The organism is Corynebacterium sp. CCUG 70398, from assembly GCF_024454055.1.
Lineage (GTDB): Bacteria > Actinomycetota > Actinomycetes > Mycobacteriales > Mycobacteriaceae > Corynebacterium > Corynebacterium genitalium.
This window is the reverse complement of record NZ_JAGPYZ010000003.1, coordinates 1-25,193: the sequence shown is the minus strand read 5'-3', so window position 1 is coordinate 25,193 and position 25,193 is coordinate 1. Positions and strand designations below refer to the sequence as shown.

The following is a 25,193-nucleotide window of genomic DNA, read 5'->3' as shown; positions in this document are numbered from 1 at the left end:
CACTATGAGTACCCCCTACAACCCGTTTTCAGCTCAGCCCCCGAATGCGTCCCAAGGCGGTTACCCGCAATACACCCCGCAACCCCAGCCACAGTGCACCCCTGCCGCCCAGCCAAGCGCTGCCTATGCGCCATATAATCCCAACGCCGGGCTGGAGGGTCGTTCCCCCGTTTGGCCAAAGCTCGGCGTGATCGCCCTTTTCTTGTTGATCCTTGGCAGTACGTTCCTTCCGATGATGATCGCCAAAATGACGACGGAGGATCTTGCGAACGAATACGGGGTGAGCTCCCTGATGCTGCCAGAAGGAGTGGATGCCGATGGCTATGTTGGGTTGACCCTGAACTGGTGGGGGCACGTGGAATTCGATGCCGTCGGCTTTGACGAAGACGCGCTGGGTTACGACATCGAGGCAGCCGAAGAGGAACAAAGGCAGGAACTCGTTGAAGACGAGGACTTCCAGACGTTGATCAGTGTGATCAGCGGCGGCGTCATCGTGGTTCTCGTGTTGGCAGGACTTGCCGTGATATGCGTGTTGTTCAACAACCGGCTATCTGCCTTACCCGGCATCCTCGCCGCTCTTGCTCAGATGGCGGGCACAGGCTTGATTTTCTTCTTCATATCCGTTGCCCCCGAAATGGAAGAGAACCTCACGGTCACCCCGGGCACTGGTTTGTGGCTCTTCCTCGCAGCCTCGGTTGGTGGCTTCATTTTCTACATCGTTGTTCTCGTTGCAGGCGGCAAGAAATACCCCGCAGTACAACCCCCTCAAGCCGGTACACCCTATCCTTCTGCCTAATAACGGCCGTTTGGGGGGCACGAGACGAACCGAGTAGATACTCCACGAGCCGAGGACTACGATGCCCAGAGTGCCTGCCAAATTCCGCCAACTGCCGCCCCCTGGACCTGAATGGGGCGGCAGTCTCATGGGAACCTCAATCGTTTCCCGCCTCCTCGTCGAACTCGACCTGAAGATCGCCTCCGGCATCTTTGCCGCGATCGCGTGGGGGATCCTGGCCGTTCTCATTGTCGGTTTCGTGCGTTACCGCCAACCGAGTTTCCGCCGCACGTCCATGGCAGCGTGGTCAATGTTCTTCATCGGCATCCTCGCTCTGGGGGCAGCGATGTCGGGGCTGACGGGCCACACAGTTTTCCGCCTGATCGGGTTCTGGATCGGAGCGCCGGCCACTGTGATCACGTGGGGAATTCAGCTCACGCGTTTTGAGGGACCCCCAAAGTTCACCTGGGGTCTCCCCCTCGTCGGCCCGATGATTTCGTCGTCTGTGGGCGCGTGGCTCGCCCGCGACTACGGGCAGCTCTACCACACGATGGGCACCGTTTTCTTCGTGATGTCCTTCTTCACCGCCGTGCCGATCTTCATTTACGTCTACTGGCAAATGTGGCGCGGAAACGTAGATCTCAGCGGTGCCAACTCGGCAACAGCATGGGTTCCGCTCGGCGTTGTCGGCCAATCGACAACAGCCATTCAGCTCCTCTACCCCGGCCACTACTCCATCGGCTACGGACTAACTGCGTTGGTGATTGCCATTCCCCTTGCGATCTTCGCGATGGTGAAGTTCTACCCGAACGTCGTGCGCTGGGTGGATTACTCCCCCGCATGGTGGGCCTGCACGTTCCCGCCGGGAACGGTGAGCATGGGCGGACACCAGGTCGCATTGGTCAACGGCTCTAACTGGCTCGACACTGTTGCATTGAGCATTCCCGTTCTGCTCATCATTCACTGGTCACTGTGTTCGAGCAGGTTCATCGGCTGGGTGAAGGAAGGCCGAGCCTAATTAACTGCGGCCGGGGATGAATCCCCGACTAATCCTTTCCGCTGGAAGTTTTTCGGATAGTCTAAAGACCGAAAACTTCATCTTTGGAAAGGCCACCATGACAACACCGAACAACCCCGCTTCGAACTCCGCAGGTCAGTGGGGCAGTCCGCAACCCGGCCACCAGCCAAACCCCTCGCAGTGGGGTGCGCAGCCGAGTCAGCCCAATCAGCCGCAGGGCCAGCCGCAGTGGGGCGCGCAGCCGAATCAGCCGAATCAGCCGCAGAGCCAGCCACAGTGGGGCGCGCAACCGGGTCAGCCGCAGGGCCAGCCGCAGTGGGGCGCACAGCCGAATCAGCCGCAAGGCCAGCCGCAGTGGGGCGCGCAGCCAGGCCAGCCCGGCGGCACCATGCAGGCGCCGAAGGTAATGCCCGTATGGCCTACCTGGGCAATGCTCGGGTTCTTCCTGCTGAGCTTCCTGACCAGTTTCATGACTGTGTCCAGGACTATTGTCGACCTTGATGATTTTGAAGGATTGGGCTCCATCGGCGGAACGCTCAACTGGTGGGGTGCCTTCAGCGTCGAAAGTTCTGGCCTCGGCCGTCTCGGTGAGGCAGCGCTCAAGGAGGAAGTGACGGGCACCTTCCTCATCGGCATCGGAACCGTCCTGACTCTGGGCTGCTACATCGCGGCGACGGTTCTCTACTTCCTGGGCAAGGAAAAGCTTGGTGCCATTCTCGGTATCATCGCTGCTGGTCTGCAGCTCTCCGGCATCCTGTTCTTCTTCTTTAGCTCGATCGGCGACGATTACACCTCCCTCGGCGCCGGGTGGTGGATGTGGTTGCTCTTCGGCATCCTGGCTCTGGCGTTGAGCATCTTCCTGCTTGTCAAGGGCCGTTCTGGCATTGAAGGCCAGTTCGCCAAGGCGAAGAATTCCGTCCAGCAGGCACAGCAGCGCAACGCGCAGCAGCAGTTCCAGCAGCAGAGCCAGCAAGGCCAGCAGGGTTTCCAGCAGCCAGGCCAGCCAGGCCAGGGCTTCCAGCAGCCGCAGCCATACGGCCAGCCCGCCCAGCAGCCGCAGCAGGGTTTCCAGCAGCCGTACCAGCAGGACCAGCAGGGGTTCCAGCCACCGCAGCAGAGCAACCAGCAGTCCGGCAGCACCAGCTACCGCGTCGAGCCTTCGAGCACCTCGTCCACGACGGACGTATCGTCCTCTGGCACCGCGTCGTCTGACGTCCCGTCTTCTGGCGGCCAGTCCACGTGGGGTGACACCTCAGGCGGCACTTCAGCCGGCACATCGACAGGTCCTTCCCCGGAGACTGACTCCTCGACCGGTACCGAGGAGAACCCGCGCTAGTTCGTCCGCGCGTTCACGTCGACCTCGAAGCCAGCAACGTGACCGCGCGAGCTGAACTGCCACATTGCGGGCGCTTGCTTGCCGACGGCACCCGGCCACTCCCCCGTGTAGATCTCCGCGGGCGGACCGGCCGGGTTTTGTCCGTACTGGGCTAACCACACCTGGCCGAACTCCCGGGTGTCGGCACCGAGCATCCGCCACCGCCAAAAGTGCGGGTACGTATAGATGCCACACACGGGAACACCCGCTTGCAAGAAAAGATCGCGCGCCTCGCGGATGTGGTCAAGGTGGAGTCCCGCAGGGGTTTCACAATCCAGCCACACCGGGCGCTGCGCGTCTGACATCACCTCGAGGGATGCCTCGACCTGCTGAGCGATCGTGGTGCCCTCCGAGGGGTTACGCAGGTAGTGGTAGGACTCGGCTGCGATGCCGGCGTGGGAGGCACCGTCGATATGCGAGCGGTATGTGCGGTCTTTGTACGTGCCGTCCGTGGTGCGCACCACTGCGAACTCGATGCCTTCGGCTGCAGCACGCACCAGGCTGATGCCATCCTGGTGCTCGCTGACATCCACCCCGAACTGGACGCGAGAGTCTGGAGCCATCACCGCTTGGTGAATCCCATGCGCGGAGAGAAATTAGCCGGGTGCTTCCGCTGGGCGATCGCGTCGGCAATGACAAGGCGCCACTTTGGGTCCGTGACCGGCATATGGGCGACAGAGAACCAGCCGACCTCCGTCGATTCGTCGTCGGCGACGTGCGGGGCCGCGGCGGCGTCGACAGGCTCGAGGCGGATCGCGATGGACATGTAGCTCGCCTGGTCGCCGTTCTCATGGGTGATCGGGCCAATGGCGCCAGCACCGATCAGTGCCGCGGGAGCAGCCTCGATACCGGTTTCCTCCATGACCTCGCGCACAGCGGCGTCCTGCGGTTCCTCACCGGGATCACAAATCCCCGTCACTGGAGTCCACTTCCCGTTGTCTGCCCTTTTGACCAGCAGAATTTCCGGCACTGCCCATGCGGAACCGTCCGTGGAATCCCGCAGGACCAACGCCGACACAGCGGGGATCCACATGGGGTCATGGCCGATCTTCTTGCGAGTCTCCACAATGAAATCTGGAATGGGCATACCGCCAAGTCTACGTTGCGGGCAAAGGGCGCTAAAGTTTAGAAGCACTATGAGAGACCTGCGCAGCCTGCCCACCCCAGCCTTCATCGTCGGGTTCGGTGCCCTGCTCGTTATCTGCGTGGTTCTCACCATTGGGCTGTTCAATTACGAGTCTGGAGCCGAAGAACGTGCGGCTTCCGCCACAGCGACGACGGGGACGAGTGGAAGCAGCACCACTACCACCGAGTCCACGACCACCCCGGTGACCACGGTGACCGGTCCGGGCGAGGAGGACAAGGTCACTGTCACCCGAGAACCCAAGCCGGCGCCCCCGGGCACGGATGAGGAGCAGGTGAAATCGTCGATACGCTCCTACCTCATCCAGGACGCCGCGACGGCACGCACCTACACCGGCGTCGCAGTCACCGGCACTGTGTCCGAGGAAGCGCTCGGCATGATGCCGGAGCTAACAGGGCATATCAGCCGGCTGCTCGAGCAGAATTGCCTGGACGCAATGGCTCTGGAAACCCCAGATAACACCCGCGTGACCTTCAACGGCTTTTGCTACACCTCGCTGCCCCCAGAGACGATCGAGCGCATGCTCACCTTTGCTCTCGACGGCAAAGCGGACTCAATCGACTTTGCCAACCACCCCAACCGCGGCCACAAGAACGCTGTGACCATGAACTGGTTCGTCGACTCCAATGACGTCGCCGAGAAGATCCACGAGACGTGGAACCCGCTGCGCCGGCCGCGCGCGATCGAGAAGATCAACCTGTACACCTACAGCCCCAACGAAGTGCACCGTGTGGTCAAATCTCGCGGGAAGCCCGACTACGCAACGACGGAAGCGCTCACGGGCGAATCTCACCAGCGCTGATCTGAAAACGTGGCGTTGGGGACAACGCGACGAATCACTTCCATGACCTGGTTGAGGTTGGAGTAGCTCATCATCTTGGTCTCTGCGCCGGGGATGTCGCACTCCTCGTGCGCACGGCCAGCTTCAGTACCCGAGACCACGCCGATGATCGTGGCGCGGTCACCGACGATGTAGAACACCGGGCCGCCGGAATCACCGGGCAGAGCGCACACGTTGGCAATGTCGCCGTGGGTTTCACGCTCCACATCCGCTTCCGTGCGGATTACCTGGATGCGCTCCGTCGCCTTGAACTCTCCGCAGGTTAACCCAGTGGTTCCGCCGGTTTTGCAGATGCGCTCGCCGGGCTCCATCTTGCCTTTGTACAGGCCGGTGTCGATCGGGTCACCCACGAGATCCATGAAGCGGTTCGGGTCAGTGATCTCAATGATCCCCACATCGATGTCACCGTTTTCATCGCTGTACAGCCCCGAGTAAATATAACGGCCCGCTTCAACAGAAAAGTCGTGCACCGTCTCCGCGTTCGTCGGCCACACCAGGTCGCCTTCACGCCCGCAGTGGCCCGCGGTGACGGCGAAGTTGCGGCCGTCGTCGGCGCTGAAACTGAACGCGACAGTGCAGGACTGTGCCGTGAAAACTTCGCCCGGTTGGGGGTAATGCTGCGTGGACTGGATCTTGGTGCCCGGGGCCCACAGAGCGAACGCCGGCTGAATGACTGGGGTCCCCGGCAGCTCCTCTACGGGTGCATCAGCCGCCGGCTCCCCGGGGGTCCGGACATCCTCGCGCGCCTGGCGCTCCTCGACGGTAAGGGTCGGGTAATCCGAGGTGCTCACGCCGAGCCACACCACCGAGGCGACAACGAACGTCATGATGACGATCAGCGCCGACCACAGGGTCAAACCACTGTCGCTCGACCGGCGCTGCGGATGCGGCTGTGGCTGAGGCAGCGGCTGCGGCGGATAATAAACAGGCAGCCCGCCCCCGCCCTGCACGGGGTACTCCCGCGGGGGCTCAGACGGATGCATGAATGGTTGCGTCACCAGTGGGTCAACCCGCGGTTGTTAAACCTGATCGGCGAAGTCAGAATCGGCGTTCGTGGCGGTGTCGTCGATGCCAGCGGCATCTTTCTCGCTCGCAGCTTTTCCGCCTTTGTCGTCCTCACCCACTGACTTCTGGACCTTCAGATCGCGGACGAATTTCTCCGGGTCGAACTCGGTGTAGTGGTCCGGGCCTGCGAATTGTTCCTGTGCCATGGGTGCTCCTCTACTCGTTGCCTTCGACTGCGTTGCTGTCAGCGATTGTAGCGATGTACTGCTTCACGGCCTCAGCGTCGTTCGGCATGTCCACGACATGGCGGTCCGCATCCATGATTTCCGCGAAGCGCTCCGGCACGTCCGGTTCCACACCAGTCGCTTCCACGATGGTCTCGGAGAACTTCACCGGCAGCGCGGTCTCCAGCACGACAATCGGGGTGTCCACTCGGGCCGCCACACCGCGCGCGACAAAGACACCGTCCGCGGTGTGCGGATCGATCATGACATCGTGGTCGGTGTGGGTGGCACGAATCGTCGATAAGCGATCTGCGTGCGTGGACTTGCCGGACAGGAACCCGTAATCGGCGCGGATCTGCTCCATGAGGTAGTCCTCGAGCTCGAAGCCGTCAGCCTTCGCCTGCACCGCGAACAGGTCGCTCGTGCGATCTGCGTCGCGCCCGAGCACATCGAAGATGAAGCGTTCGAAGTTGGACGCGCGGGAGATGTCCATCGACGGCGAGGAGGTCGCCTGCGTCTCGGCAGCGGAGCGCGGACGGTACTGGCCCGTGGTGAAGAACTCGTGGAGCACATCGTTCTCGTTCGTCGCCACAATGAGCTTGTCGACGGGCAAACCCATCTGCTTCGTAATGTGACCTGCGCAGATATCACCGAAGTTGCCGGTGGGAACACAGAAGGAAATCTGCTGCGGCTCCTGGCCCTCCCCGGGAGCCTCCGTGACCTTGAGGTAGGTGGAGATGTAGTAGATCGTCTGCGCGAGCAGGCGGGCCCAGTTAATCGAGTTCACCGCGCCGATGTAGTACTTCTCCTTGAACGCGGCGTCAGCGTTGACCTCTTTGACCACGTCCTGGCAGTCGTCGAAGACACCATCGAGGGCGATGTTGAAGATGTTGGGCTCATCCAGGCCGAACATTTGCGCTTGCTGGAATAGTGTCATGCGGCCTGCTGGGGTGAGCATGAATACGCGAATGTTGTCGCGGCCGCGCATGGCGTACTCGGCAGAAGAACCGGTGTCGCCGGAGGTCGCGCCGAGGATGTTCAGGGTGGCTTCGCGCCGCGCCAGCTCGAACTCGAAGAACTCGCCGAGCAGCTGCATCGCCATGTCCTTGAAGGCGGCCGTGGGTCCCTCCGACAGGTGCGCTAGGTAGATGCCGTCTTCCAACGACGTGACCGGCACGATTTCCTCATCGGCGAAGACCGGGGTGCGGTACGCGTTGGCCGTCAGCTCCTCGATCTTCACCGGCGGGATGTCGGAGACGAACAGTTTGACCACTTCGGCGGCCAAGGCGGCGTAACCCTTCTCCTCCAACAGGGTCCGCCACTGCGCAAGACGCTCGGGCGTAATCCGCGGGTACGCGACGGGCACGTAGAGGCCACCGTCCGGGGCGAGACCACCGAGCAGGATGTCGGTGAACTTGTACGGGGTTTTCGACGTGTCGCGCGTTGAGATGTAATCCACGCTAAAGAAGTTTACCCGCCACACAGGACACGCTTAGCGGGGAGGCTCCTGCCTGCCGGTCAGGATGTCGATGACGCTACGGATCGCGCTGTCCCCCAGCGCCGGCAGCGGTTCGTGTCCGCGCGAGTGGCGGCCCGACGCTCCGTCCGCACCCCCAAAGTCCTCAGCCGTGGCAAGGTTCGCAGAACCCACTGCCGGGGCGACGATGTTCACCAGCAGCGTTGTGTCTTCCAGTTCCAACCGGGTGGCGTTGTCCACACCCGCCGCCTGCGCCGCCCGGATGAGCGCGACCAAGTCGCCGAAAGTCGCGTCCTGCAGATCGATCGAGAGATTCATAGCCATGGGCCCAACGCTACTCGAACTCGAAGGACGGTTCTTCGCCCCAGAAAACTTCCTCCACCACACGGTGAGCCCGGCGCGTGACCTTCAGGTAGCGGTCCAGGAACGCTTGCGCGTCCTGCGGGTCATATCCGGCAGCACCCGCAACCTGGTTGAGCTGCGCCCCCGGACCGGGCAACTGATCGATGCGTTTGCCTGTGACCAGGACCAACGCATTGCGTGCAGCGGTGGCCATGAGCCAGGCGTCGGTGAGCTTCCGCGCCTGCGAGTTCTCAATAATGCCGTTCGCCTCATCTGTGACCAGGAAGTCGAGCACTTCCAAAGTGGAGGTGTTGTGCAGCTCCTCGTACGCATCGGCGTGCATCATCGTGAGCAGCTGGACTGTCCATTCAATATCGGACAGCGCGCCGCGGCCGAGCTTCGTGTGCGTGGCGCGGTCGGCGCCGCGCGGCAACCGCTCGTTGTCCACGCGCGCTTTGATGCGGCGGATCTCTTTGATCTCCGCATCGTTAGCCCCACCTTCCGGGTAACGGAACTTATCGATGGCTGTGAGGAAGTTCTTTCCCACCTCGACATCTCCCGCGCACACAGTGGCCCGCAAAAGGGCTTGTTTCTCCCAGACCGCGCCCCATTCGTCGTAGTAGCGCTCGTAGCTGGCGATGGTTCGCGCCACCGGGCCGGAACGTCCCTCAGGGCGCAGCCCCAGATCGACTTCGAGCGGCGGGTCGCTGGACGGTTTGGCCAAGCGTTTGCGCATCTGGTCGATGATCTTCTTCGCCCACGCCAACGCGTCTGTCTCTGCGACACCCTCGCTCGGTTCGGCAACGACCATGACGTCTGCGTCGGACCCGTACCCGAGTTCTTCACCACCAAGACGCCCCATGCCGATCACGGCAATGTGCGCCAGCGGCTCCTCCAGCTCACGCTCGATCAGGTCGGCGCGGATCTCCGCCCGCAAACCTGCCTCGAGCACGGCGTTCCACACCCACGACAGCTGCACGCACACCTCGCGCACACTCATCATGCCCAGCAGGTCCGCCGAGGCGATGCGCGCCAGTTCCGCGCGCCGCAGCGACCTCGCCACATTGACGGCTTTGTCCGGGTCGGCGTGGCGCTTCGTGGCCGCGATGAGCGACTTGTACACACGGTCCGGGTTCGTGTCCAAGAGTTTCGGTTTCGAGGCACCATCGCCCAACTGCTTGACGACGTCCGGCGCACTGATAATCAAATTCGCCGCGTAAGGGGATGTCCCCAAGATGTGCATGAGGCGTTCACCGACAACGCCTTCGTCGCGAAGCATGCGCAGGAACCACGACCTGTCGTTCGCCGCCTCTGAAAGCTTGCGGTAGTTGAGCAGGCCGGCATCTGGGTCGGCGGTGTCGCCGAGGTAAGTCATGAGAGTCGGCAGCAGAATGGCTTGCAATTTCGCCTTGCGCGACGTTCCCTTGGCCAAGGCGGTGAGGTGCTCGTACGCGCGCGACGGGTGGGTGTAACCGAGTGCTTTGAGCTGAGCGACGGCGGCGTCCTTAGTCAGCGACGCCTCACCGATGCTCATCCCCGCAATGGCGTTGAGCAGCGGGCGGTAGAACAGGCGTGAGTGCAGGTCGGAGATATTCTTGCGCTCGCCCTTGAGGTGCTTCTCCATCGCCTCGACAGCCGGTGTCTTCGGGGAGGAGACAAACCCTGCGGTCAAGGCGAGCCAGCGGCGGTTCTTCGCGTCGTCCTCCGCGGGCAGCGTGTGGGTGCGACGGAAGCGGTGCAGCTGCAGCCGGTGCTCGAGCAGCCGGAGGAACTCATAGGCTTCAATGAGCCGGGCCGAGTCTTCACGGCCGATGTACCCGCCGGCGGAGAGCGCCTCGATAGATTCGATGGTGTTCTGGGTGCGCAAGGTGTCGTCAATACGCCCGTGCACGAGTTGGAGAAGCTGCACGGCGAACTCGACATCGCGCAGGCCGCCCGATCCGAGCTTGAGCTCGCGGGTGCGCATGTCTTCCGGGACGTTGGACAGCACCCGGCGGCGCATGGCCTGGACATCCTCGACGAAAGAGTCGCGTTGGCTCGACTCCCACACCATCGGCCGCAACCGTTCCTGGTACTCCTGGCCGAGCTCCATGTCGCCCGTCATCGGGCGGGCCTTAAGCAGGGCCTGGAATTCCCACGTGTCCGCCCAGCGCTTGTAATACGCCTCGTGGGAATCGAGGGTGCGCACGAGCGCACCGGACTTGCCCTCCGGCCGCAGGTTCGGGTCGACGTCGAAGAATGCCGAATTGCCGATGGCTGTGAACTCGCTGGCCACCTTCGTCGCCTTCGCGTCAGCCGGTTCGGCCACGAAGATGACGTCCACGTCGGAGATGTAGTTCAGCTCCCGGGCGCCGCACTTGCCCATCGCGATGACGGCCAGTTTGCCGTCGGCCTTCTCGTCGTCGTGGACGGAGCGCATCGCCACCGCCAAGGCTGCGGTCAGCGCAGCATCGGCAATGACGGTGAGCAGCTCCGTGACCTCCCGGTACGTCAGCTCCTCCTGGTCCCCGCCGACGCCCTTGAAGGAGGAAAAGGTTCCCGCCAAGTCAGCGGCGGCGACCCGCATCATCAGCGTGCGGTAGGCATCCTTCAGTGCCCGCTTCGCGTCGTTGCCGGCCTCAGCAGCGCGGTAGGTGCCCGGCGCGTCCAGCTCTTGCGTCGCAGTCGGGTCGCCGTCTTCCGGTACCGCATCCACGGCAGAGAGCATGGCGTGGAAGATCTCCCTGCTGTCCGGCAACGGCTCCGCCAGGAGTTTCCACTCCTCGGGGTGGGCTACCAGGTGGTCGCCGAGCGCGGTCGATCCTCCTAGGAGGGCGAAGAGCCGGACACGGAGGGTTTTATCGTCGATAAGCGATTGGCGCAGCTCCTCATAGGAATCACCGAGCGCTTCCGCGAGACGGTACGCCGTGTTGAGCGTCAGGTCGGGGCTACCGGCCGCGCCGAGCGTGTAGAGCACGTCGTTGTCGATCCAGCCGAGCCGCTCCAGATCCTCGGCGGCGTTCTTGCTGCTGAGGGATAGTTGCGCAGGTGACGGCGAGGTCTTGCGGGCCATTTCTTCTTACCTCCTTTGGATCTCTGGAGCTCTGCAACAGAGCGATCAGAGATTCAAATTGGTCTGCAGTTCCCACTTCGTGATCTGGTCTTCATACTGGTGCCACTCGTCCCATTTGGAGCGGAGGAAGAACTCGAAGACCTGCTCGCCCAAGACTTCTGCCATGAACTCGGACTTCTCCAGCTCGCGCAGTGCCTCGTCGAGGGAGCCGGGCAGGTCCTTGTACCCCATCGCGCGGCGCTCTCGGCGAGTCAGAGAGAACACGTCATCAACAGCGGGCTCGCCCAACTCCATCTCCTTATCAATGCCGTCCAGCCCGGCCGCCAACACTGCGGCGAACGCGAGGTAGGGGTTGGCGGCGGAGTCGATGGTGCGGACCTCAATGCGTCGAGAAGCTTCTTTGTGCAGGCGGTAGGTGGGCACGCGCACCATTGCGGACGAGTTGGACACGCCCCACGTCGCGCTCGTGGGCGCCTCCGAACCAAACTGGAGGCGCTTGTAGGAGTTCACCCACTGGTTGGTCACCGCGGAGATCTCGCTGGCGTGCTCGATGACGCCGGCGATGAACTGGCGGGCGGTCTTGGACAGGGAGTACACATCGTCCGGATCGTGAAAGGCGTTCGAGTCGCCCTCGAACAGCGACAGGTGGGTGTGCATCGCCGAGCCGTTGTGCTCGCGGAACGGCTTCGGCATGAACGTGGCCAGCACATTGTTCGCCTCACCGACGGTTTTCACCACGTAGCGGAAGCTCATGATGTTGTCCGCCATGGTCAGCGCGTCTGTGTGGCGCAGGTCAATTTCCTGCTGCCCCGGCGAGCCCTCGTGGTGCGAAAATTCCGTCACAATGCCCATGTACTCAAGCGCGGAGATCGCTTGTCGACGAAACTGCGGCGCCGCATTCCGCTTCGCCTGGTCAAAATAACCACCGTCGTCGACCGGCTTCGGCTCCTTGTCATCGCTGCCCTCGGTGAGCACAAAGAACTCGATCTCCGGGCTGGCCACGCACTCGAAACCGTCATCGGCAGCCTTGTTCAGTGTCCGGCGCAGGACCTGGCGCGGATCGGCGTAGAGCGGGCTGCCGTCCGGCATGGAGATATCGCAGAACATCCGGGCTGTTTGCATTCCGTCATCCATGTCGAATGGCAGCGGCTGAAACGTCGACGGATCCGGCAGCAGCAACGTGTCCGACTCGGAGATACGCGAAAAGCCCTCGATGGACGAGCCATCAAAGCCGACGCCCTCGTCGAATGCGGTCTCCAACTCCGCCGGCGACATCATCACTGTCTTCAGCGAACCGAACAGGTCCGTGAACCACAGACGGATGAAGCGGATGTCGCGTTCTTCGACGTCGCGCAGGACGTTTTCTTGTTGGCTGTTCATGGCAACCAGCGTAGCGGGGACGCGCGCTAGGTTTCCCCGGGCCGCATGGTCCTTAGGTAAACTAGAGGTAAATTCCTCCGTTCGCACGAAAGTTGCTCGAAAGGCGATATCACCATGAGTTCTGGACTGGGTTCTGAGACATTTCTTGAGGTCGAGGCGAAATTCGCCGTCGACGATTCCGTTGCAGCGCCGGACCTGTCTTCGCTGAGTGGCGTGGACACGCTCGGCCACACCGCGCACCACAGCCTGTCCGCGATCTACTACGACACCGCGGACCTGCGCCTCACACGCGCGAAGATCACCCTGCGCCGGCGCTCGGGCGGTAACGACGACGGCTGGCACCTGAAGCTGCCCGCCACCCACGGCCGCTTGGAGCTGCACGCGCCGTTGGAGGATCTGTCCACGCCGCCGGCTCAGTTGCTCTCCGCCGTGCGCGCCATTGTGCGCCGTGAGCCGCTCGCGCCGATCGCGCAGATCGACAACAACCGCGCCGAGACACAGCTGCTGGGTGCTGACGGCGGCGTTGTCGCCGAGTTCTGCGACGACCGCGTCACCGCATGGTCCCTGCTGCCCGGTGGCCAGCAAACCTCCTGGCGCGAGTGGGAGGTCGAGCTCGGCCCGGCCCTCGCCGAGTCCCTAGACGGCGGCGCACTTATCCACGAGGCCACGACGGTGCTGATCAACGCGGGTGCACGCAAGTCCGCATCCGCTTCCAAGCTCGCCACCGCCCTGGGCACCTCCGTGAACAACGCGCCGGTTCCGCCCGCCGTCACGCCGCTTTCCAGCGACTCCCCCGCTAAGGCCGTCGTCGACTCGCTTCGCGCCCAGCGTGACAAGCTCGTCGAGTGGGATCCCCGCGTCCGCAACGACGAATGGGACTCCGTCCACCAGATGCGCGTAGCCACCCGTGAGCTGCGCTCCCTGATGGAGACTTTCGAAGGCATCCTCGCCGGCCCGCAGCTGCCCCACCTTGAGTCCGAGCTCAAGGAGCTGGCCTCCCTGCTGGGCACCGCCCGCGACGCCGAGGTCGTCGAGGAGCGCTTCGTCGGCCTACTCGATTCCGACGACACCGGCATGGTCGACCCGGATGCCGATGAGCACATCCGCGGCGACATGCGCCGCGAGTACGAGCGCGCCCACCGCCGCATCGTGCGCACCCTGGATTCCGACCGCTACCTCCAGCTTCTCGACGACATCGACGCCTTGTTGGCCAACCCGCCCCTGTCGCCAGAACTCGGTGGGGAGCCGGTGCCTGGCGCAGGTGCGCCGGACGCCTTGCCGGGTTCGGACGCTGCCGAATTCGACGCCGAATCCCCTTCCGCCGCCGCGGACTTCGAGCTCCCCGAGGTGGAGGCTGAAGCTGACGAGTCCGAGGGCGCCGAGCCCGAGGAGATCCTCTACGACCACCTCGCCACCGGCTACAAGAAGCTGATGAAGCGCCAGAAGAAGGCCGAGAAGTACTACCAGGACACCTCCCTGCCCCTTCACGACCGTGAAGAGTACGTCCACGACGTGCGCAAAGCCGCCAAGAAGCTGCGCTACTCCGCTAACGCCGCCAAGGACAGTGGGTTGAACGCCGGAAAGCTGTCGAAGGCGTGCAAGCAGCTCCAGGAGGTCCTCGGTGATTTCCAGGATGCCGTGACCTCGCGTGACCGGATCCGGCAGATCGCCGGTGAGGCCCGCACCCGTGGCGAGGACACCTTCGCCTACGGCATGCTCTTCCAGCGGGAGATCTCCCGCGGCAACGAGGCGCTCAAGGGGTACCCGGACGCCATCACTGAGGTGAAGAAGGCCTTCAAGAAGGTCAAGCCGGTCAAGTCTGGCAAGAAGAAGTAGCGCCGCCCGGCCCGACCCGGCCCGATCTGCCCCGATCCGCAAGACGCTATGAACCTCTGCCTATGAACTGAGTAGCAGCTCTCTGAAACCGGCATCCTCTCAGTTCATAGGCAGAGGTTCATGGCACCACGGCGGTTCGGACCTTACAGAGGTTCATGGCACTCCCGCGGGTCGGACCTTACAGAGGTTCATGGCACCACGGCGGTTCGCGTAGTTACGGTCGCTGGGCGCTGTCACGTTTGAGATGCCGCTCGTAATCCGCCCGTACTTCCCTCACGAACCGATCCCTGTGGTTGAACAAGTCATCGGCTCCGTACCGCAGCACACTCTTTCCCGTGTTCCGAATCCGGTTTTCACGCTTTTTCTCATCCACCAGTACGTGGCTGGTCGGCCCGTGTTTTCCGAAGTATTTTTCATCCCCATCGATTTCAACAACTGTGGTCGTGCCGATGAGGAGGTCGGTGCGGTAGGAACCGTCGCAAAGCAATGCTTGTCCCTGAACAGGCAAGCGTTCTTCGATGAGAATTCCACGTGCGTACGGCTCGAGCGCCGAATCAGAGTTGTGAATGGAGTGCTCGATCGCGCGATCAACCACCTCAATGCCAGGAAAGCGACCTAGGAGTTCCGCTTCTTCACGCATCGAGTGAAGATCCATCCCCTGTCTGCGCAGCCAATCGGCGGCGACAAGAGCGTTCGGAAATCCGTGATGACGGGCGATTTCAGCGAAGATTCTGAACAGACGAGGGGTCCGCACGCCCCCAATCGAAACGATTCGATCATCCGGGAGATCGAGCCGCCTATAGACCGTGCCTGGATTCCACTGGCTCCGAGGCGGAGTCTTCTTCAACCCCAACTCAACGGGAGCCCTGCACTGTCCTGCCACCCACATTCCGTGAATCCGCGCAGCCGAAAACCCGGTGAGCAGCGCGCGGTGCGCTCCCCTGCCCACAGCAAGCGCACGGATGAATGCCCGCTCGTGCTCCTCAAGCGAGCGGTAGATCTCCGTCTGAATGGCTTTGTCACGGCTGAGCTTCGTCAGTGAACCGGACTTCAGGCCCGCAATTACCTCTTCGTCGCCGAAAGGTGTGGCGCGAAGATTGATGATCAGGTCCGCCAACTGCCCCCGAGACTTTTCATCCATGGTCTTAAGTCTGCGACCAGGACGGGTGCGCGTCGAGGCGGACGCTTTCAACCTGTGGAATTTCGTAAGTTATCCACAGAAGCGCCCCTGTTAGTGTCGGCTGTTACGGGGTTTGACCTGCGGTTCCGTGGCAGGGAAGATTTTTCGAGTCGGTCCGTAAAGTGAAGCAGTGGGAATAGCTCCGGCGTTGGCACGGGCGTTGGCCGGACACGGCTGAACGAAGCGGGGCACCATGAGCGGGGCGGGTTGTGAGCGCTATGCCATGAACCTCTGCCTATGAATTGAGACGCTCCGGACAGCACGGTGAAGTCACTCGGTTCATAGACAGAGGTTCATGGCCTCCGCGGGGCCAGGCCAACCCGGCCAGGCCAACCCGGCCAGGCCAACCCTACCGGACCCCCTTACCGCTTACTTCTCCCAGGACGCGGGCTCGCCCCAGTTGTCGTCAGCCTCGTCCTGGGCCTCGGCGCGCTTGTTGCGCTCCGCGGCGGTGTCGAGTGCGCGCTGTGCTTCCTCGCGGGTGTCGTAGGGGCCCATGCGGTCATCCCAGCCGCCGACTTTCCCCTGGGTGACTTCGCCGGTGGAGGGGTTGAAGTAGAACTTTTCGTCGCTCATAAGGGGTCCTTTCAGTCTCTGTCCGGCTGCGCGCCGAACACTTTCCGGCGTGCCGCCGGGATCACCTCAAGGCTACATGCGCGGTTGGTACTGTTGTGTGAGAAATCCTCCCCTCGGAAAGGACTGTCATGGCCGAATGGACTGCTGACTTCACCCCCGCTTCTAAGCGCGTGGCTAAGGTCCACCGCGAGGTGACGGGCGGGGATCCGAAGCACACGGCGGATGCGCCAGGCACGTTCATCGTGGTGGGTGAGAATGCGGACCACTTCGGTGGGATCACCATTGCCGGACTGGCTTGGCACCGGGCGGCCGTGGCAGTGAGCCCGCGCACCGATGACACGATCTCAGTCCACGCCGAGTTTGCTTCGAGGGTCATTCAGGACACGGCCACGACGTCGGAGGTCGCGGAGCTGACAGAATCTCCGGACACGGATAGCCGTTACGCGGTGCGCTTCGGTGGGCTGGTGCACACGTTCGTCGGTAGGCAGATGCTGTCGCGTGAGACCGCCGGCATGGACATCACCGTGGTCAGTGACATTCCGCTGGGGTCGGGGCTTGGCGCGCTGCACGCAGCCGATACAGCGCTGGGGCTTGCCCTGCTCGCCGACGACGAAGAGATCGACTCGGCCCCACTGCGCACCCGCATCGCGGAGATCGCCAGCCAATCCGCGAAGACGTTCTCGCCGGTCCCGGTGCTGCGTGCCCGCCACTCGGCCGCATTGCGCGGGGCGGAGGAATCGGTGTGCGTCATCGATTATTCGGACGGTTCGCTCACCCAGGCACCTCACCCCAGCCGCGCGGGCGTCGCAATTTTCTCGGTCGCAGCACCGTCCGATGAGTTTTTCGCCGATCAGGCAATCACAGAAGGCCGCACGCTTATCGACGACGCCTGCGCCAACTTCGGCGTCCCTTCCCTGCGCCAGCTGCCCGAAGCGGTGGATCGTGTGGCCGAGTGGGTCGACGCGCGCCGCCAAGTCTACGGTGCGGACTCCGCCCCGGCCCCGGAAACTGCGCGCGCGTGGGTGACGTTCAGCGAGGCGGAAACGCAGCAAGCGGCTGCCGCAGCGAAGGCCTTACGCAGCATGCGTATCGACGACTTTTTCGCCGTCCTCGACCAGCCCCTGCCCACCCCGGGCCTATCGGTGCCCGACCAGTTGATCCAGCTGTTGGAGCTGCGCGGGGCCACAGCCGCGCGCCCGGCTGCTGCCGGCATGTCTCAGGCAGTGCTCGCATACGTGCCGGCGGAGAAGGCGAGCAACGCGATCGCCGACCTTATCGACGATGGGCTGGACGTGATGGACGTGCAACAGGGCTCGGCCGCGAAGGTTTTATCCTAGCGCAGGCTGCAAGCTAGTCCGCCGGCCAGGCGAACACGACCTCGCGTTCCTCCACGTCCGCACGAATGAGGGACATGGTGGCCTCGCGGGGCTCTTCGGGGTGGCCGAGGCAATCGGCGAGCACGGGCGGGTCGATGACGAACACCCTGGCCTCGTCGTTCTCCTGGTCGGTCCGCAGGATGACGCCGTTGAAGTTGTGGCCCACCCACGGCTGCAGCACTGTGGCCTCGGTGAGGTTGAGGCACGCCCGGTCCACTGAGTTCGCCAGCTGGGACGTCCGGCCCATCGTTTTGATCACGCGCGGGGCATCCTGCTCCACCCACTCCGGAACCGGCTCGCCCTTGCAAAGGGCCAGGCAGACCTCGGTGGCGTAGCGGTCAATAAGACGCCGCAGCGGTGCGGTGACGTGCGAGTAGTGTCCGCCGATGCCAGCATGAACCTCTGGTTCCTTCTCGGTCAGGTCGACATACCCGGCACCCCGCAGCAACTTCTGGGCCTCGCGCATCACGGCCATTCCCCGGGGCGTGGCGGCGTTGACGGTGTGGAGGAAGAGGCCGATGTTGGCGCCGTCGGGAAGCGAATAACCTAGCGCACGCGCCTCGGTGCGGAACATGCTCTCGGCCGATTCCTCTGCGGGCCGCAACGTGCGCAGGAAGCCCACCGACGCCTCGCGCATCATCTCTCCGGCCGCCATGCCCGTGAGCAGGGAGATCTCCGAGTTGTAGTCCATGACTTTGTGGCGAGGTTCGATGACCAGCTCGAATTGACCGTCGTCAAGCTCGACGACGCGGACCGACGGCACGCGCAGGTTGATCGCCCTGCGTCGGAGTGACGACGCTGCGCGCAACTCGCCGACCTCCGGCAACAGCGCGATAGAGGGGTGGACGCGACCGGCGTCGAGGTCTGCCTGGACCCCGTCGTAGTCGAGTCGCGCAACGGAGTGCACCACCGCCCGCTCGAGATGCGTGCTGGCGAGCTCGCCGTTGGCGTCAAGGTCGAACGTCCACAACACCGCTGGCCTATCGACGTCCGGAAGCAGCGACGCACTGCCCTCACTGAGCTCCTCCGGGTGGAGGCGGGCAGGTTCATCGGGCAGGTAGATCGTCTGGCCGCGCACCAGGGACTCCTCGTGCAGGGGGCTTCCCGGCTCAATGAACGCCGCCACATCCGCAATCGCGTAGAAAACGCGGTAGCCGGAGCCATGCTTCTCGATGCACACCGCCTGATCCAGGTCCATGGACCCCGCCGGGTCGATGGTGACTAGCGGGATGTCGCGGGCGTCGATACGCTCCCCCGCATGCCGGTCAGTCGCGTTGGCTGCAGCCTCATGCAGCTCGGGGCTGAACTCCGTGGGGACGTCGAACTCAGCGGCAATCGCGCGGAAGTCGAGAGGGGCTGCGTAAAGCTTCATAGCGGCCAATTGTTGCAGAAAACACTCTTGAGCGCGGGGTTCACTTGCGGTGTCTTGCACACGCCGCGCAGCTTTCCAGATATAGTTTGCAAGCTTGTCCCGGCCAGGAAATTTGACCTGGTGTTTTCTGAATACGATTCCAGCCCGCTGCAAACTAAATCTTGGCCGAGTCATCCGCGTGAGAAACAGGGCGAGTGAGCCGGCCTATGAGCCGGATTCTGTTCCCTGAGCGCAGCCCAGGGCGGCGATCATCCATCTAGGACGCCCATTACTGAGCGTCTCGAGCAGCTACCTTCGAACATGGGCGGGCAGCCTCATCACGTCCGACGACCTCTGCCAAAAGGCAGGGGTTCTTGCCTTGCTCCCAGTGGGGTTTACCTGGCCGCATGCGTCACCGCACACGCCGGTGCGCTCTTACCGCACCCTTTCACCCTTACCTGCGTTGCACCCGGCGATGCCGTGCGCAGCGCCGGCGGTCTACTTTCTGTTGCACTTTCCCGCGGATTGCTCCGGGTTGCCGTTAGCAACCACCGTGCCCTGTGGAGTCCGGACTTTCCTCGACCCGCGCCTTTCTCCTGTGGAATGGTTCGCGGAGCCGCGATCACCCAGCCGACTCACTCGCAAGGCGTAACTGTACCCCTGGGCGGGCAGTTTGCGGAAGTTCTCCTGAGGCAGGCGGGGCCGGGGCCGTGGGGCTGGAATACCGCTCAGACATATGCGCTAGAATGCATGCTTTTGACCAGGGTGTTTAACCGAGCAGTATTCCGGAAAGTGCCCAGCAGTATTCCGGGTCCACAGGGGTTGCTTTAGCGGAAGTGTGCGACGTCGTTAAAAGAGCGCAGCACACCCATGTCGCCGTAGAACTCGACCACGGAGATCGAAGCCAAGTCCAAGAACATGTGCTTGAAGGTGTCCGGGCCCGAGGAAAGCGCCTGCCGGACCACAGACTTGATCGGTGTCATGTGTGTGACCACGAGCACCGTCTTCCCTTCATGCTTCTGTTGCACCTTGAGGCGCGCCCGCGTGACCCGGCGGTGCAAGATGGCCAGGGACTCCCCCTCCGGCGGCGCCTGGTTGGCGGACCCAATCCAGGCTGCGAATTCATCGGGGAACTGCTTCTCGGCCTCCGCACGAGTCAGCCCCTCGAAGGAACCGAAGTCGACCTCCCTGAACCCCTCGACGGTCTCGATCTTCTCGGCGGGCATACCGAGAGCTTCCGCGCAAGCGGCGGCAGTTTCCTGAGCGCGGGTGGCCGGTGAAGCGATGATCGCGTCGATCGTGCCCATCGCGGCCAATGCTGCCGCTGCCCGGCGCGCCTGCTCCTGCCCGGTCTCAGTGAGAGCCGGATCCGAGGAACCGCTGTAGGCCTTGCGGGCAGAGTGTTCCGTTTGACCGTGCCGAAGCAACACGAAGCGGGTGCGCGGCGCGTCTGCGGCAGATGTGCCTGACCAGTGGGCGGGGCCGCCGACGGTGTGGGAGGCACCAGGCGTCGGGCTGTTGCCAGCATCAGCCTGCTCACCAGCACCTTCCCCACTTGGTGTCGCATCAATAATCCCCGGCGCATGTCCGGCTGCGGCGGCATCCATCGCCACGTTGGACAGCTCATCAGCCTTCTTGTTCTTCGCGCGTGGCACCCAGGTGTAGGTGACGGAGTCGAACCCAGCGGCCAGGTCACGGGCCTCGAGGGCCAGCTTCTTCATATCCGGATGCTTGATCTTCCACCGGCCGGCCATCTGCTCGACGACAAGCTTGGAGTCCATGAACACGTCAACGTCGGTGGCCCCAAGATCCCGCGCGGCCTCCAACCCGCGCAGCAGACCGCAGTATTCGGCGACGTTGTTGGACGATTTCTTTCCGACGACGTAGGTGATTTCGGCCAGCGTTGCACCGGAGGCGTCGTAAAGCACGCTGCCGGAACCGGCGACTCCCGGATTGCCGCGGGAACCGCCGTCGGTGTAGAGGGTGACCTTCATCGGATGAGCAACGTTCCGCAGTTCGGGCAGGTGGGAAGCTCGTCCTCAGGGACGGCGAGCACCTCGTTGCGCTCCGCGGGCGGGAGCTGAAGGAAGCAGGAACCGCAGGTCCGGCCGTTGAAGTGCGCGGCACCGACAGTGGCGTAGACACCGAGAACGTCGGCCGGCAACGACGCGCGCAGGGCCTCGATGTCTACCGGCTCTTCCTCCGGCAGGGCGTCGACGGCGCGGCGGGCGGCTTCGATGCGATCATCCAGCTCCGCGAGGGCCTGAGCACGCAGGTCACGGTTGCCGCGCAGCGCCTTGACCTCGCCGTGGGCTTCCTTGAGTTCGTACAGTAGGTCCGCAATGCGGGACTTCGCAGCGTAGCGGTCGCGCTTGAGGTCTTCGCGGCGCTCCGGGTCGGTCTCCGCGGAGAGCTGGTGCTTGTCGTCGAGCTCGCGCTTTTTCAGTTTGCGCTCGTCCTCCTGGATGCGGAGGATGTCTGCTTCGACGTCATCAAGCGCGAGCTGCGCGGCGGCCGCGGCGTTGGCCAGGCCCGGGCGCTTGGACAGCAGCTCGTCGAGTTCCTGCTGTTCCGGGGAGCTGCTGGGGTGCGCGGCGGAGCGTTCCGCCTGCGCGAGGGCCAGGAGGTCGCGTTGCTTGTCGGGATCCAGGTGCATAGTTGTCTCCTAACTCTTCGGGTGCGCGGAAATAGTCCACGGGTCGGTGCGCAGAGTGATGATCTCCGTTTCTACCTCTGGGCACGCCTCCGCGACAACCTCGCTGGCTTGGCTCGTCCACGGGAACTCGCTGGCCCAGTGCGCAGTGTCAATCACGGCAGGCCCGCCGGCGCGCAAATGCTCGTCGACAGGGTGATGGCGCAGGTCAGAGGTGACGTACACATCCACGCCGAGCGTGGACACAGCATCCAGGAAGCTGTCGCCCGAACCCGATGACACTGCCACCGTCTGCACCATCTGGTCCGGGTCACCGGCAGCGCGCACGCCCCACGCAGTCTCCGGCAGCGCATCAGCGACCTGCTGCGTGAACGCGCGCAGAGTCATCGGCTCCGCGAGCTTTCCGACGCGCCCCAGCCCCGTCACCGTCTCCAGGTCCACGGTGGACTCGAGCGTGACGACGTCGAATGCCGGCTCCTCATACGGGTGCGCCCCACGCAGTACCGCTGTGAGCTTGCCGCGTAGTGAAGACGGTGCGACGAATTGGACGCGGGTTTCCTCGCCGGTGAAGTGCTCACCGACGTGGCCGTCTGTTGGATCCGCGCCTTCTTCGGGGGTGAAACCGCCCCGGCCGTCCCACTCGAAGGCGCAGTGGGAGTAGTTGCCGATGTGGCCGGCGCCTGCGTCGAAAAGCGCCTGCATGACGCGGTCGACGTCGCCGGGCGGAATGTGAACGCCCCACAGGTCCTGCGCGGCTGGGTCGACAACTTTGATGGGGCGGCCGGGCGTGATGCCGACGAGTTCGGCGAGCTTGTCAGAAACGCCCGGGCGCGCAGAATCGGCGTTCGTGTGCGCAGCGAACAGCGCGCAACCGCCGCGGATGAGCGTGTGCACGACCTTGCCTTTCGGCGTGTTCGCAGCCACCGAGGTCACCCCGTGCATGAGCAGTGGATGGTGGACCACCAGCAGGTCAGCGCCGAGTTCCACTGCGCGCTCTGCGACAGCCTGCGTGCAGTCGAGGGCGAACACGACCTTGCGGGCGGGCTCTGCCGGATCCCCGCAGATCAGGCCCACCGCGTCCCAACTTTCTGCGAGACGCGGCGGGTAGGCGGTCTCGAGTGCGTGAACAACATCGCCGACGGTAGTCATGCGCTCCAGTTTAGGCTGTGTGGCATGACCACCCTCTTGTTGGACGTTGACGGCACCCTGATCGACTCTTTCCCCGGCATTCGCGACGGCTTCCTCCACGCCCTGGACACAGTCGGGGTCAACCACCCTTCTGACGAGTTCATTGCCCGGATCCCGGGGCCGCCGATGGAGGAAACGTTGCGCTCCCTGGGGCTTTCCAGCGCGCAGCTGCACGAGGCCTTCGACGCCTACATGTCCTTCACCCGCGCCGGCGGCTGGGAGCGGGCGACGGTGTTCGACGGGATCGAGGATCTCCTCGCCGGTTGGCGCGCGGACGGGTTCCGGCTGGTGACGGCGACGTCGAAAGGCGAAGGCTTTGCTCGCGCCATCCTCGAGCGGGAAGGCCTGCTGGATTACTTCGACTTCCTCGGTGCCGCGCAAGAAAATGGCCCACGGCGCGCCAAAGCCGACGTGATTGCCCATGTTCTTGATAAGGTAAGTATCCCCAGCGGCACTGGGCTGATGATCGGTGACCGCGCGCACGATATCGAGGGCGCGGCCACGTTCGGCATTCCCACTGCCGCTGTTGCGTGGGGTTACGGTACTTCCTCCGAGTGGGAGCAGGCCGATTTTCTCGCGCACACGCCCGCAGAACTGGACACGATTGTAAGGAACTTCCATGACGCACATTGAATTCGTGTGCACAGGCAATATCTGCCGCTCACCCATGGCAGAAGTCATTGTTCGCGATGCGCTTGTCAGCGCCGGACTCGACCACGTCACAGTCACCTCCTCCGGCATCGGCGGATGGCACGTGGGCAACCCCGCCGACTCCCGTGCGTTGGACGAGCTCACCGCCCACGGTTACGACGGTTCCTCCCACCGCGCCCAGCAGTTCGGCGCCGCTCAGCTGGACGCCGACCTAATCGTGGCTCTGGACACCCGCCACATCTCTGAGCTGGTCGTCCGCGGCGTGCCCGAGGACAAGATCCGGTTGCTGCGTTCCTTCGATCCCTCCTCCCCCGCCGACGCCGGCGTGGCGGACCCCTACTACGGCGGGCCGGAAGGCTTCACCACCACGCGCGAGCAGATTGAGGCCGCCGCGCCCGGCATCGTGGAATGGGTCCGCGAGCGCGAAGCCTGATTGCGCGGATTCGGCCCCGTGCCCGCGGGCTAATAGGCTTGAAAGCGTGAGTGCGCCAAAGACCCGAACCGGTTCCGTGTGGAAGTCGTTTTTGACTCCCGGCTGGGTCATCGCGTTCATTCTGGCGCTCGCATTTTCCTGGTTCGCCATCACATGGCTGTCGCCGTGGCAGTTGAACAAGGACCACGACATCGTCGAGCGCAACGAGCGCATTGAGACCGCCTTCGAAGCAGACCCCGTCCCCGCCGCCACGCTTCTCGACGGCGGCTACGACCCCGCCGACGAATGGACCCGGATCTCGCTGACCGGCCGTTACGTGCCCGATGACGAGGTTCTGATTCGCCTGCGGCCCGTCGACGGAGCCCCAGCGTTCCAGTCACTGGTGCCCTTCCAGCTTGACGACGATTCCAGCACCGTCATCCTGATCAACCGCGGCTGGGTGCCTGCCGAAGACGGCGGCACGACTGTTCCCGAGTTGCCCGCCCCGCCCGCGACCGAGACAGTCACCCTCAACGCCATGATCCGCACCCCGGAGGACCCCCACCCCGAAGGAGCCACCCAGGATCAGGGCTACACCATGGTGCAGTCCATCAGCCCCGCTCAGATTGCCGAGCTGACCGAGTCAGGCTCGGATTTCGCCGAGCCCTACGCCCAGCTGCTGTCCGACCAACCCGGCGTTCTCAACCCCATCCCCCTGCCGCAGCTCGACCGCGGCAACCATTTGTCCTATGGGTTACAGTGGATCGCCTTCGGCATCATGGCGCCGGCCGGCCTGATCTACTTCCTCTATTCCGAGGTGCGCGAGCGCCGCCGCTACCGCCAGGAGCAAGAAGAACTCGCCGAGCTGGTCAATCCCATCGCCGATGACTCCCCCGCCCCCGCGCCGGTTTCGTCGTCAGCCTCTGGGACGACCGAGACTGAACCCAAAGGCCCGGTGGCGACAGCAGCTCCTGCCCGAGCTCGGTACGGAAGTTCACGCACGAACCCGTGGGCTCAGAAAGAAACCGAAGAGCGCTTCTAGAGCTCTCTCGCGTTTTCAAAGGTTTCTAGGGTTTTGTTGGGTGACGCGCCTGCGTGCTAGCATCGTCGACACGCGCGCCGTTAGCTCAGCTGGAAGAGCAACTGGTTTACACCCAGTAGGTCGGCGGTTCGAGCCCGTCATGGCGCACCACAAAAGCAGAAATCACGCCCATCCGCACAACGGTGATGGGCGTTTTCTTTTAGGGTTAAGTAGCAAAAGAGGATGCGGACGTTTTTTGGACAGTTTCAATCTCACGCTACATTGACTTTTCGGTATTCGGCAATGCTCAAACCAT

The 25,193-nt window shown here is 63.5% G+C and carries 23 protein-coding genes, 1 tRNA gene and 1 other RNA gene; 10 read left to right on the top strand and 15 right to left on the bottom strand.

Going from position 1 to position 25,193, the window contains the following annotated elements; all coding sequences use genetic code 11:
- The first annotated feature begins 4 nt into the window (after window positions 1-4).
- From KBX07_RS04730 to KBX07_RS04720, 3 genes are all read left to right on the top strand, one after another.
- The gene (locus KBX07_RS04730) at window positions 5-796 is read left to right on the top strand and encodes a hypothetical protein (protein ID WP_256023244.1); all 792 of its coding nucleotides are present in this window, start codon (window positions 5-7) and stop codon (window positions 794-796) included.
- 61 nt (window positions 797-857) lie between these two features.
- A complete protein-coding gene (locus tag KBX07_RS04725; RefSeq protein ID WP_256002952.1) occupies window positions 858-1,793 on the top strand; it encodes a TDT family transporter in 936 nt (311 codons plus the stop codon).
- Window positions 1,794-1,890: 97 nt separating this feature from the next.
- A complete protein-coding gene (locus tag KBX07_RS04720) occupies window positions 1,891-3,129 on the top strand; it encodes a hypothetical protein (RefSeq protein WP_256023242.1) in 1,239 nt (412 codons plus the stop codon).
- Here the strand turns inward: KBX07_RS04720 and KBX07_RS04715 are convergent.
- Together KBX07_RS04715 and KBX07_RS04710 are read right to left on the bottom strand one after the other, a co-directional pair.
- Window positions 3,126-3,731 carry a glycoside hydrolase family 25 protein gene (locus KBX07_RS04715; RefSeq protein ID WP_256023241.1) on the bottom strand — a complete coding sequence of 202 codons (606 nt, stop codon included), beginning with the start codon at window positions 3,729-3,731 and terminating at the stop codon, window positions 3,126-3,128. The genes KBX07_RS04720 and KBX07_RS04715 overlap by 4 nt on opposite strands.
- The gene (locus KBX07_RS04710) at window positions 3,731-4,255 is read right to left on the bottom strand and encodes an NUDIX domain-containing protein (protein WP_005289449.1); all 525 of its coding nucleotides are present in this window, start codon (window positions 4,253-4,255) and stop codon (window positions 3,731-3,733) included. Before KBX07_RS04710 ends, KBX07_RS04715 begins: the two co-directional genes overlap by 1 nt.
- 49 nt (window positions 4,256-4,304) lie before the next feature.
- Here KBX07_RS04710 and KBX07_RS04705 point away from each other — a divergent pair, with 49 nt between their 5' ends.
- Window positions 4,305-5,114: a hypothetical protein gene (locus KBX07_RS04705; RefSeq protein ID WP_256023239.1), complete on the top strand. Its 810-nt coding sequence runs from the start codon at window positions 4,305-4,307 to the stop codon at window positions 5,112-5,114.
- Here KBX07_RS04705 and KBX07_RS04700 read toward each other — a convergent pair.
- The 6 genes from KBX07_RS04700 to KBX07_RS04675 form a co-directional block, all read right to left on the bottom strand.
- On the bottom strand, window positions 5,102-6,010 hold the full coding sequence (locus KBX07_RS04700) for a trypsin-like serine protease (protein ID WP_256023237.1): 909 nt from the start codon (window positions 6,008-6,010) through the stop codon (window positions 5,102-5,104). The two genes, KBX07_RS04705 and KBX07_RS04700, sit on opposite strands and share 13 nt — an antisense overlap.
- Window positions 6,011-6,172: 162 nt before the next feature.
- Window positions 6,173-6,364, bottom strand: coding sequence for a hypothetical protein (locus KBX07_RS04695; protein WP_256023235.1), 192 nt, complete (start codon window positions 6,362-6,364; stop codon window positions 6,173-6,175).
- A gap of 10 nt (window positions 6,365-6,374) precedes the next feature.
- Window positions 6,375-7,841, bottom strand: a complete 1,467-nt coding sequence (gene thrC, locus KBX07_RS04690; RefSeq protein WP_256023234.1) for a threonine synthase — start codon at window positions 7,839-7,841, stop codon at window positions 6,375-6,377.
- A 33-nt stretch (window positions 7,842-7,874) separates the two neighbouring features.
- Window positions 7,875-8,183: a hypothetical protein gene (locus KBX07_RS04685; protein ID WP_256023232.1), complete on the bottom strand. Its 309-nt coding sequence runs from the start codon at window positions 8,181-8,183 to the stop codon at window positions 7,875-7,877.
- A gap of 10 nt (window positions 8,184-8,193) precedes the next feature.
- Window positions 8,194-11,253: a bifunctional [glutamine synthetase] adenylyltransferase/[glutamine synthetase]-adenylyl-L-tyrosine phosphorylase gene (locus KBX07_RS04680; RefSeq protein ID WP_256023230.1), complete on the bottom strand. Its 3,060-nt coding sequence runs from the start codon at window positions 11,251-11,253 to the stop codon at window positions 8,194-8,196.
- 45 nt (window positions 11,254-11,298) lie between these two features.
- Window positions 11,299-12,633, bottom strand: coding sequence for a glutamine synthetase family protein (locus tag KBX07_RS04675; RefSeq protein WP_256023229.1), 1,335 nt, complete (start codon window positions 12,631-12,633; stop codon window positions 11,299-11,301).
- Between the two features lie 114 nt (window positions 12,634-12,747).
- Here KBX07_RS04675 and KBX07_RS04670 point away from each other — a divergent pair, with 114 nt between their 5' ends.
- Window positions 12,748-14,469: a CYTH and CHAD domain-containing protein gene (locus tag KBX07_RS04670; protein WP_256023227.1), complete on the top strand. Its 1,722-nt coding sequence runs from the start codon at window positions 12,748-12,750 to the stop codon at window positions 14,467-14,469.
- 214 nt (window positions 14,470-14,683) lie between these two features.
- On the opposite strand, the gene KBX07_RS04665 is transcribed toward KBX07_RS04670, so the two are convergent.
- Both KBX07_RS04665 and KBX07_RS04660 read right to left on the bottom strand, forming a co-directional pair.
- Window positions 14,684-15,610, bottom strand: a complete 927-nt coding sequence (locus KBX07_RS04665) for a hypothetical protein (protein ID WP_256023225.1) — start codon at window positions 15,608-15,610, stop codon at window positions 14,684-14,686.
- Window positions 15,611-16,018: 408 nt separating this feature from the next.
- A complete protein-coding gene (locus KBX07_RS04660; RefSeq protein ID WP_005289430.1) occupies window positions 16,019-16,225 on the bottom strand; it encodes a hypothetical protein in 207 nt (68 codons plus the stop codon).
- Window positions 16,226-16,353: 128 nt separating this feature from the next.
- On the opposite strand from KBX07_RS04660, the gene KBX07_RS04655 reads away from it, so the two are divergent.
- Complete coding sequence (locus KBX07_RS04655) at window positions 16,354-17,562, top strand: galactokinase (protein WP_256023223.1); 1,209 nt, start codon at window positions 16,354-16,356, stop codon at window positions 17,560-17,562.
- A gap of 13 nt (window positions 17,563-17,575) precedes the next feature.
- On the opposite strand, the gene KBX07_RS04650 is transcribed toward KBX07_RS04655, so the two are convergent.
- From KBX07_RS04650 to KBX07_RS04630, 5 genes are all read right to left on the bottom strand, one after another.
- Window positions 17,576-18,973 (bottom strand): RNB domain-containing ribonuclease, encoded by a 1,398-nt coding sequence (locus tag KBX07_RS04650; protein WP_256023222.1) that lies wholly within the window; start codon window positions 18,971-18,973, stop codon window positions 17,576-17,578.
- A 191-nt stretch (window positions 18,974-19,164) separates the two neighbouring features.
- An RNA gene (gene rnpB, locus KBX07_RS04645) (RNase P RNA component class A) lies at window positions 19,165-19,590 on the bottom strand.
- A gap of 189 nt (window positions 19,591-19,779) precedes the next feature.
- Window positions 19,780-20,946: a bifunctional RNase H/acid phosphatase gene (locus KBX07_RS04640; RefSeq protein ID WP_256023220.1), complete on the bottom strand. Its 1,167-nt coding sequence runs from the start codon at window positions 20,944-20,946 to the stop codon at window positions 19,780-19,782.
- Window positions 20,943-21,608, bottom strand: a complete 666-nt coding sequence (locus tag KBX07_RS04635) for a zinc ribbon domain-containing protein (RefSeq protein ID WP_256023219.1) — start codon at window positions 21,606-21,608, stop codon at window positions 20,943-20,945. The genes KBX07_RS04640 and KBX07_RS04635 overlap by 4 nt, the downstream gene beginning before the upstream one ends.
- A 9-nt stretch (window positions 21,609-21,617) precedes the next feature.
- Complete coding sequence (locus tag KBX07_RS04630; protein ID WP_256023217.1) at window positions 21,618-22,754, bottom strand: Nif3-like dinuclear metal center hexameric protein; 1,137 nt, start codon at window positions 22,752-22,754, stop codon at window positions 21,618-21,620.
- 24 nt (window positions 22,755-22,778) lie between these two features.
- Here KBX07_RS04630 and KBX07_RS04625 point away from each other — a divergent pair, with 24 nt between their 5' ends.
- The 4 genes from KBX07_RS04625 (at window position 22,779) to KBX07_RS04610 (ending at window position 25,048) form a co-directional block, all read left to right on the top strand.
- Entirely contained in the window at window positions 22,779-23,426 is a 648-nt protein-coding gene (locus KBX07_RS04625) for an HAD-IA family hydrolase (RefSeq protein ID WP_005289418.1), read from the top strand.
- Window positions 23,413-23,877, top strand: coding sequence for a low molecular weight protein-tyrosine-phosphatase (locus KBX07_RS04620; RefSeq protein ID WP_005289417.1), 465 nt, complete (start codon window positions 23,413-23,415; stop codon window positions 23,875-23,877). The genes KBX07_RS04625 and KBX07_RS04620 overlap by 14 nt, the downstream gene beginning before the upstream one ends.
- A 46-nt stretch (window positions 23,878-23,923) precedes the next feature.
- Window positions 23,924-24,898: an SURF1 family protein gene (locus KBX07_RS04615; RefSeq protein WP_370687273.1), complete on the top strand. Its 975-nt coding sequence runs from the start codon at window positions 23,924-23,926 to the stop codon at window positions 24,896-24,898.
- 74 nt (window positions 24,899-24,972) lie between these two features.
- A tRNA-Val gene (locus tag KBX07_RS04610) sits at window positions 24,973-25,048 on the top strand.
- The last annotated feature ends 145 nt before the right edge of the window (window positions 25,049-25,193 follow it).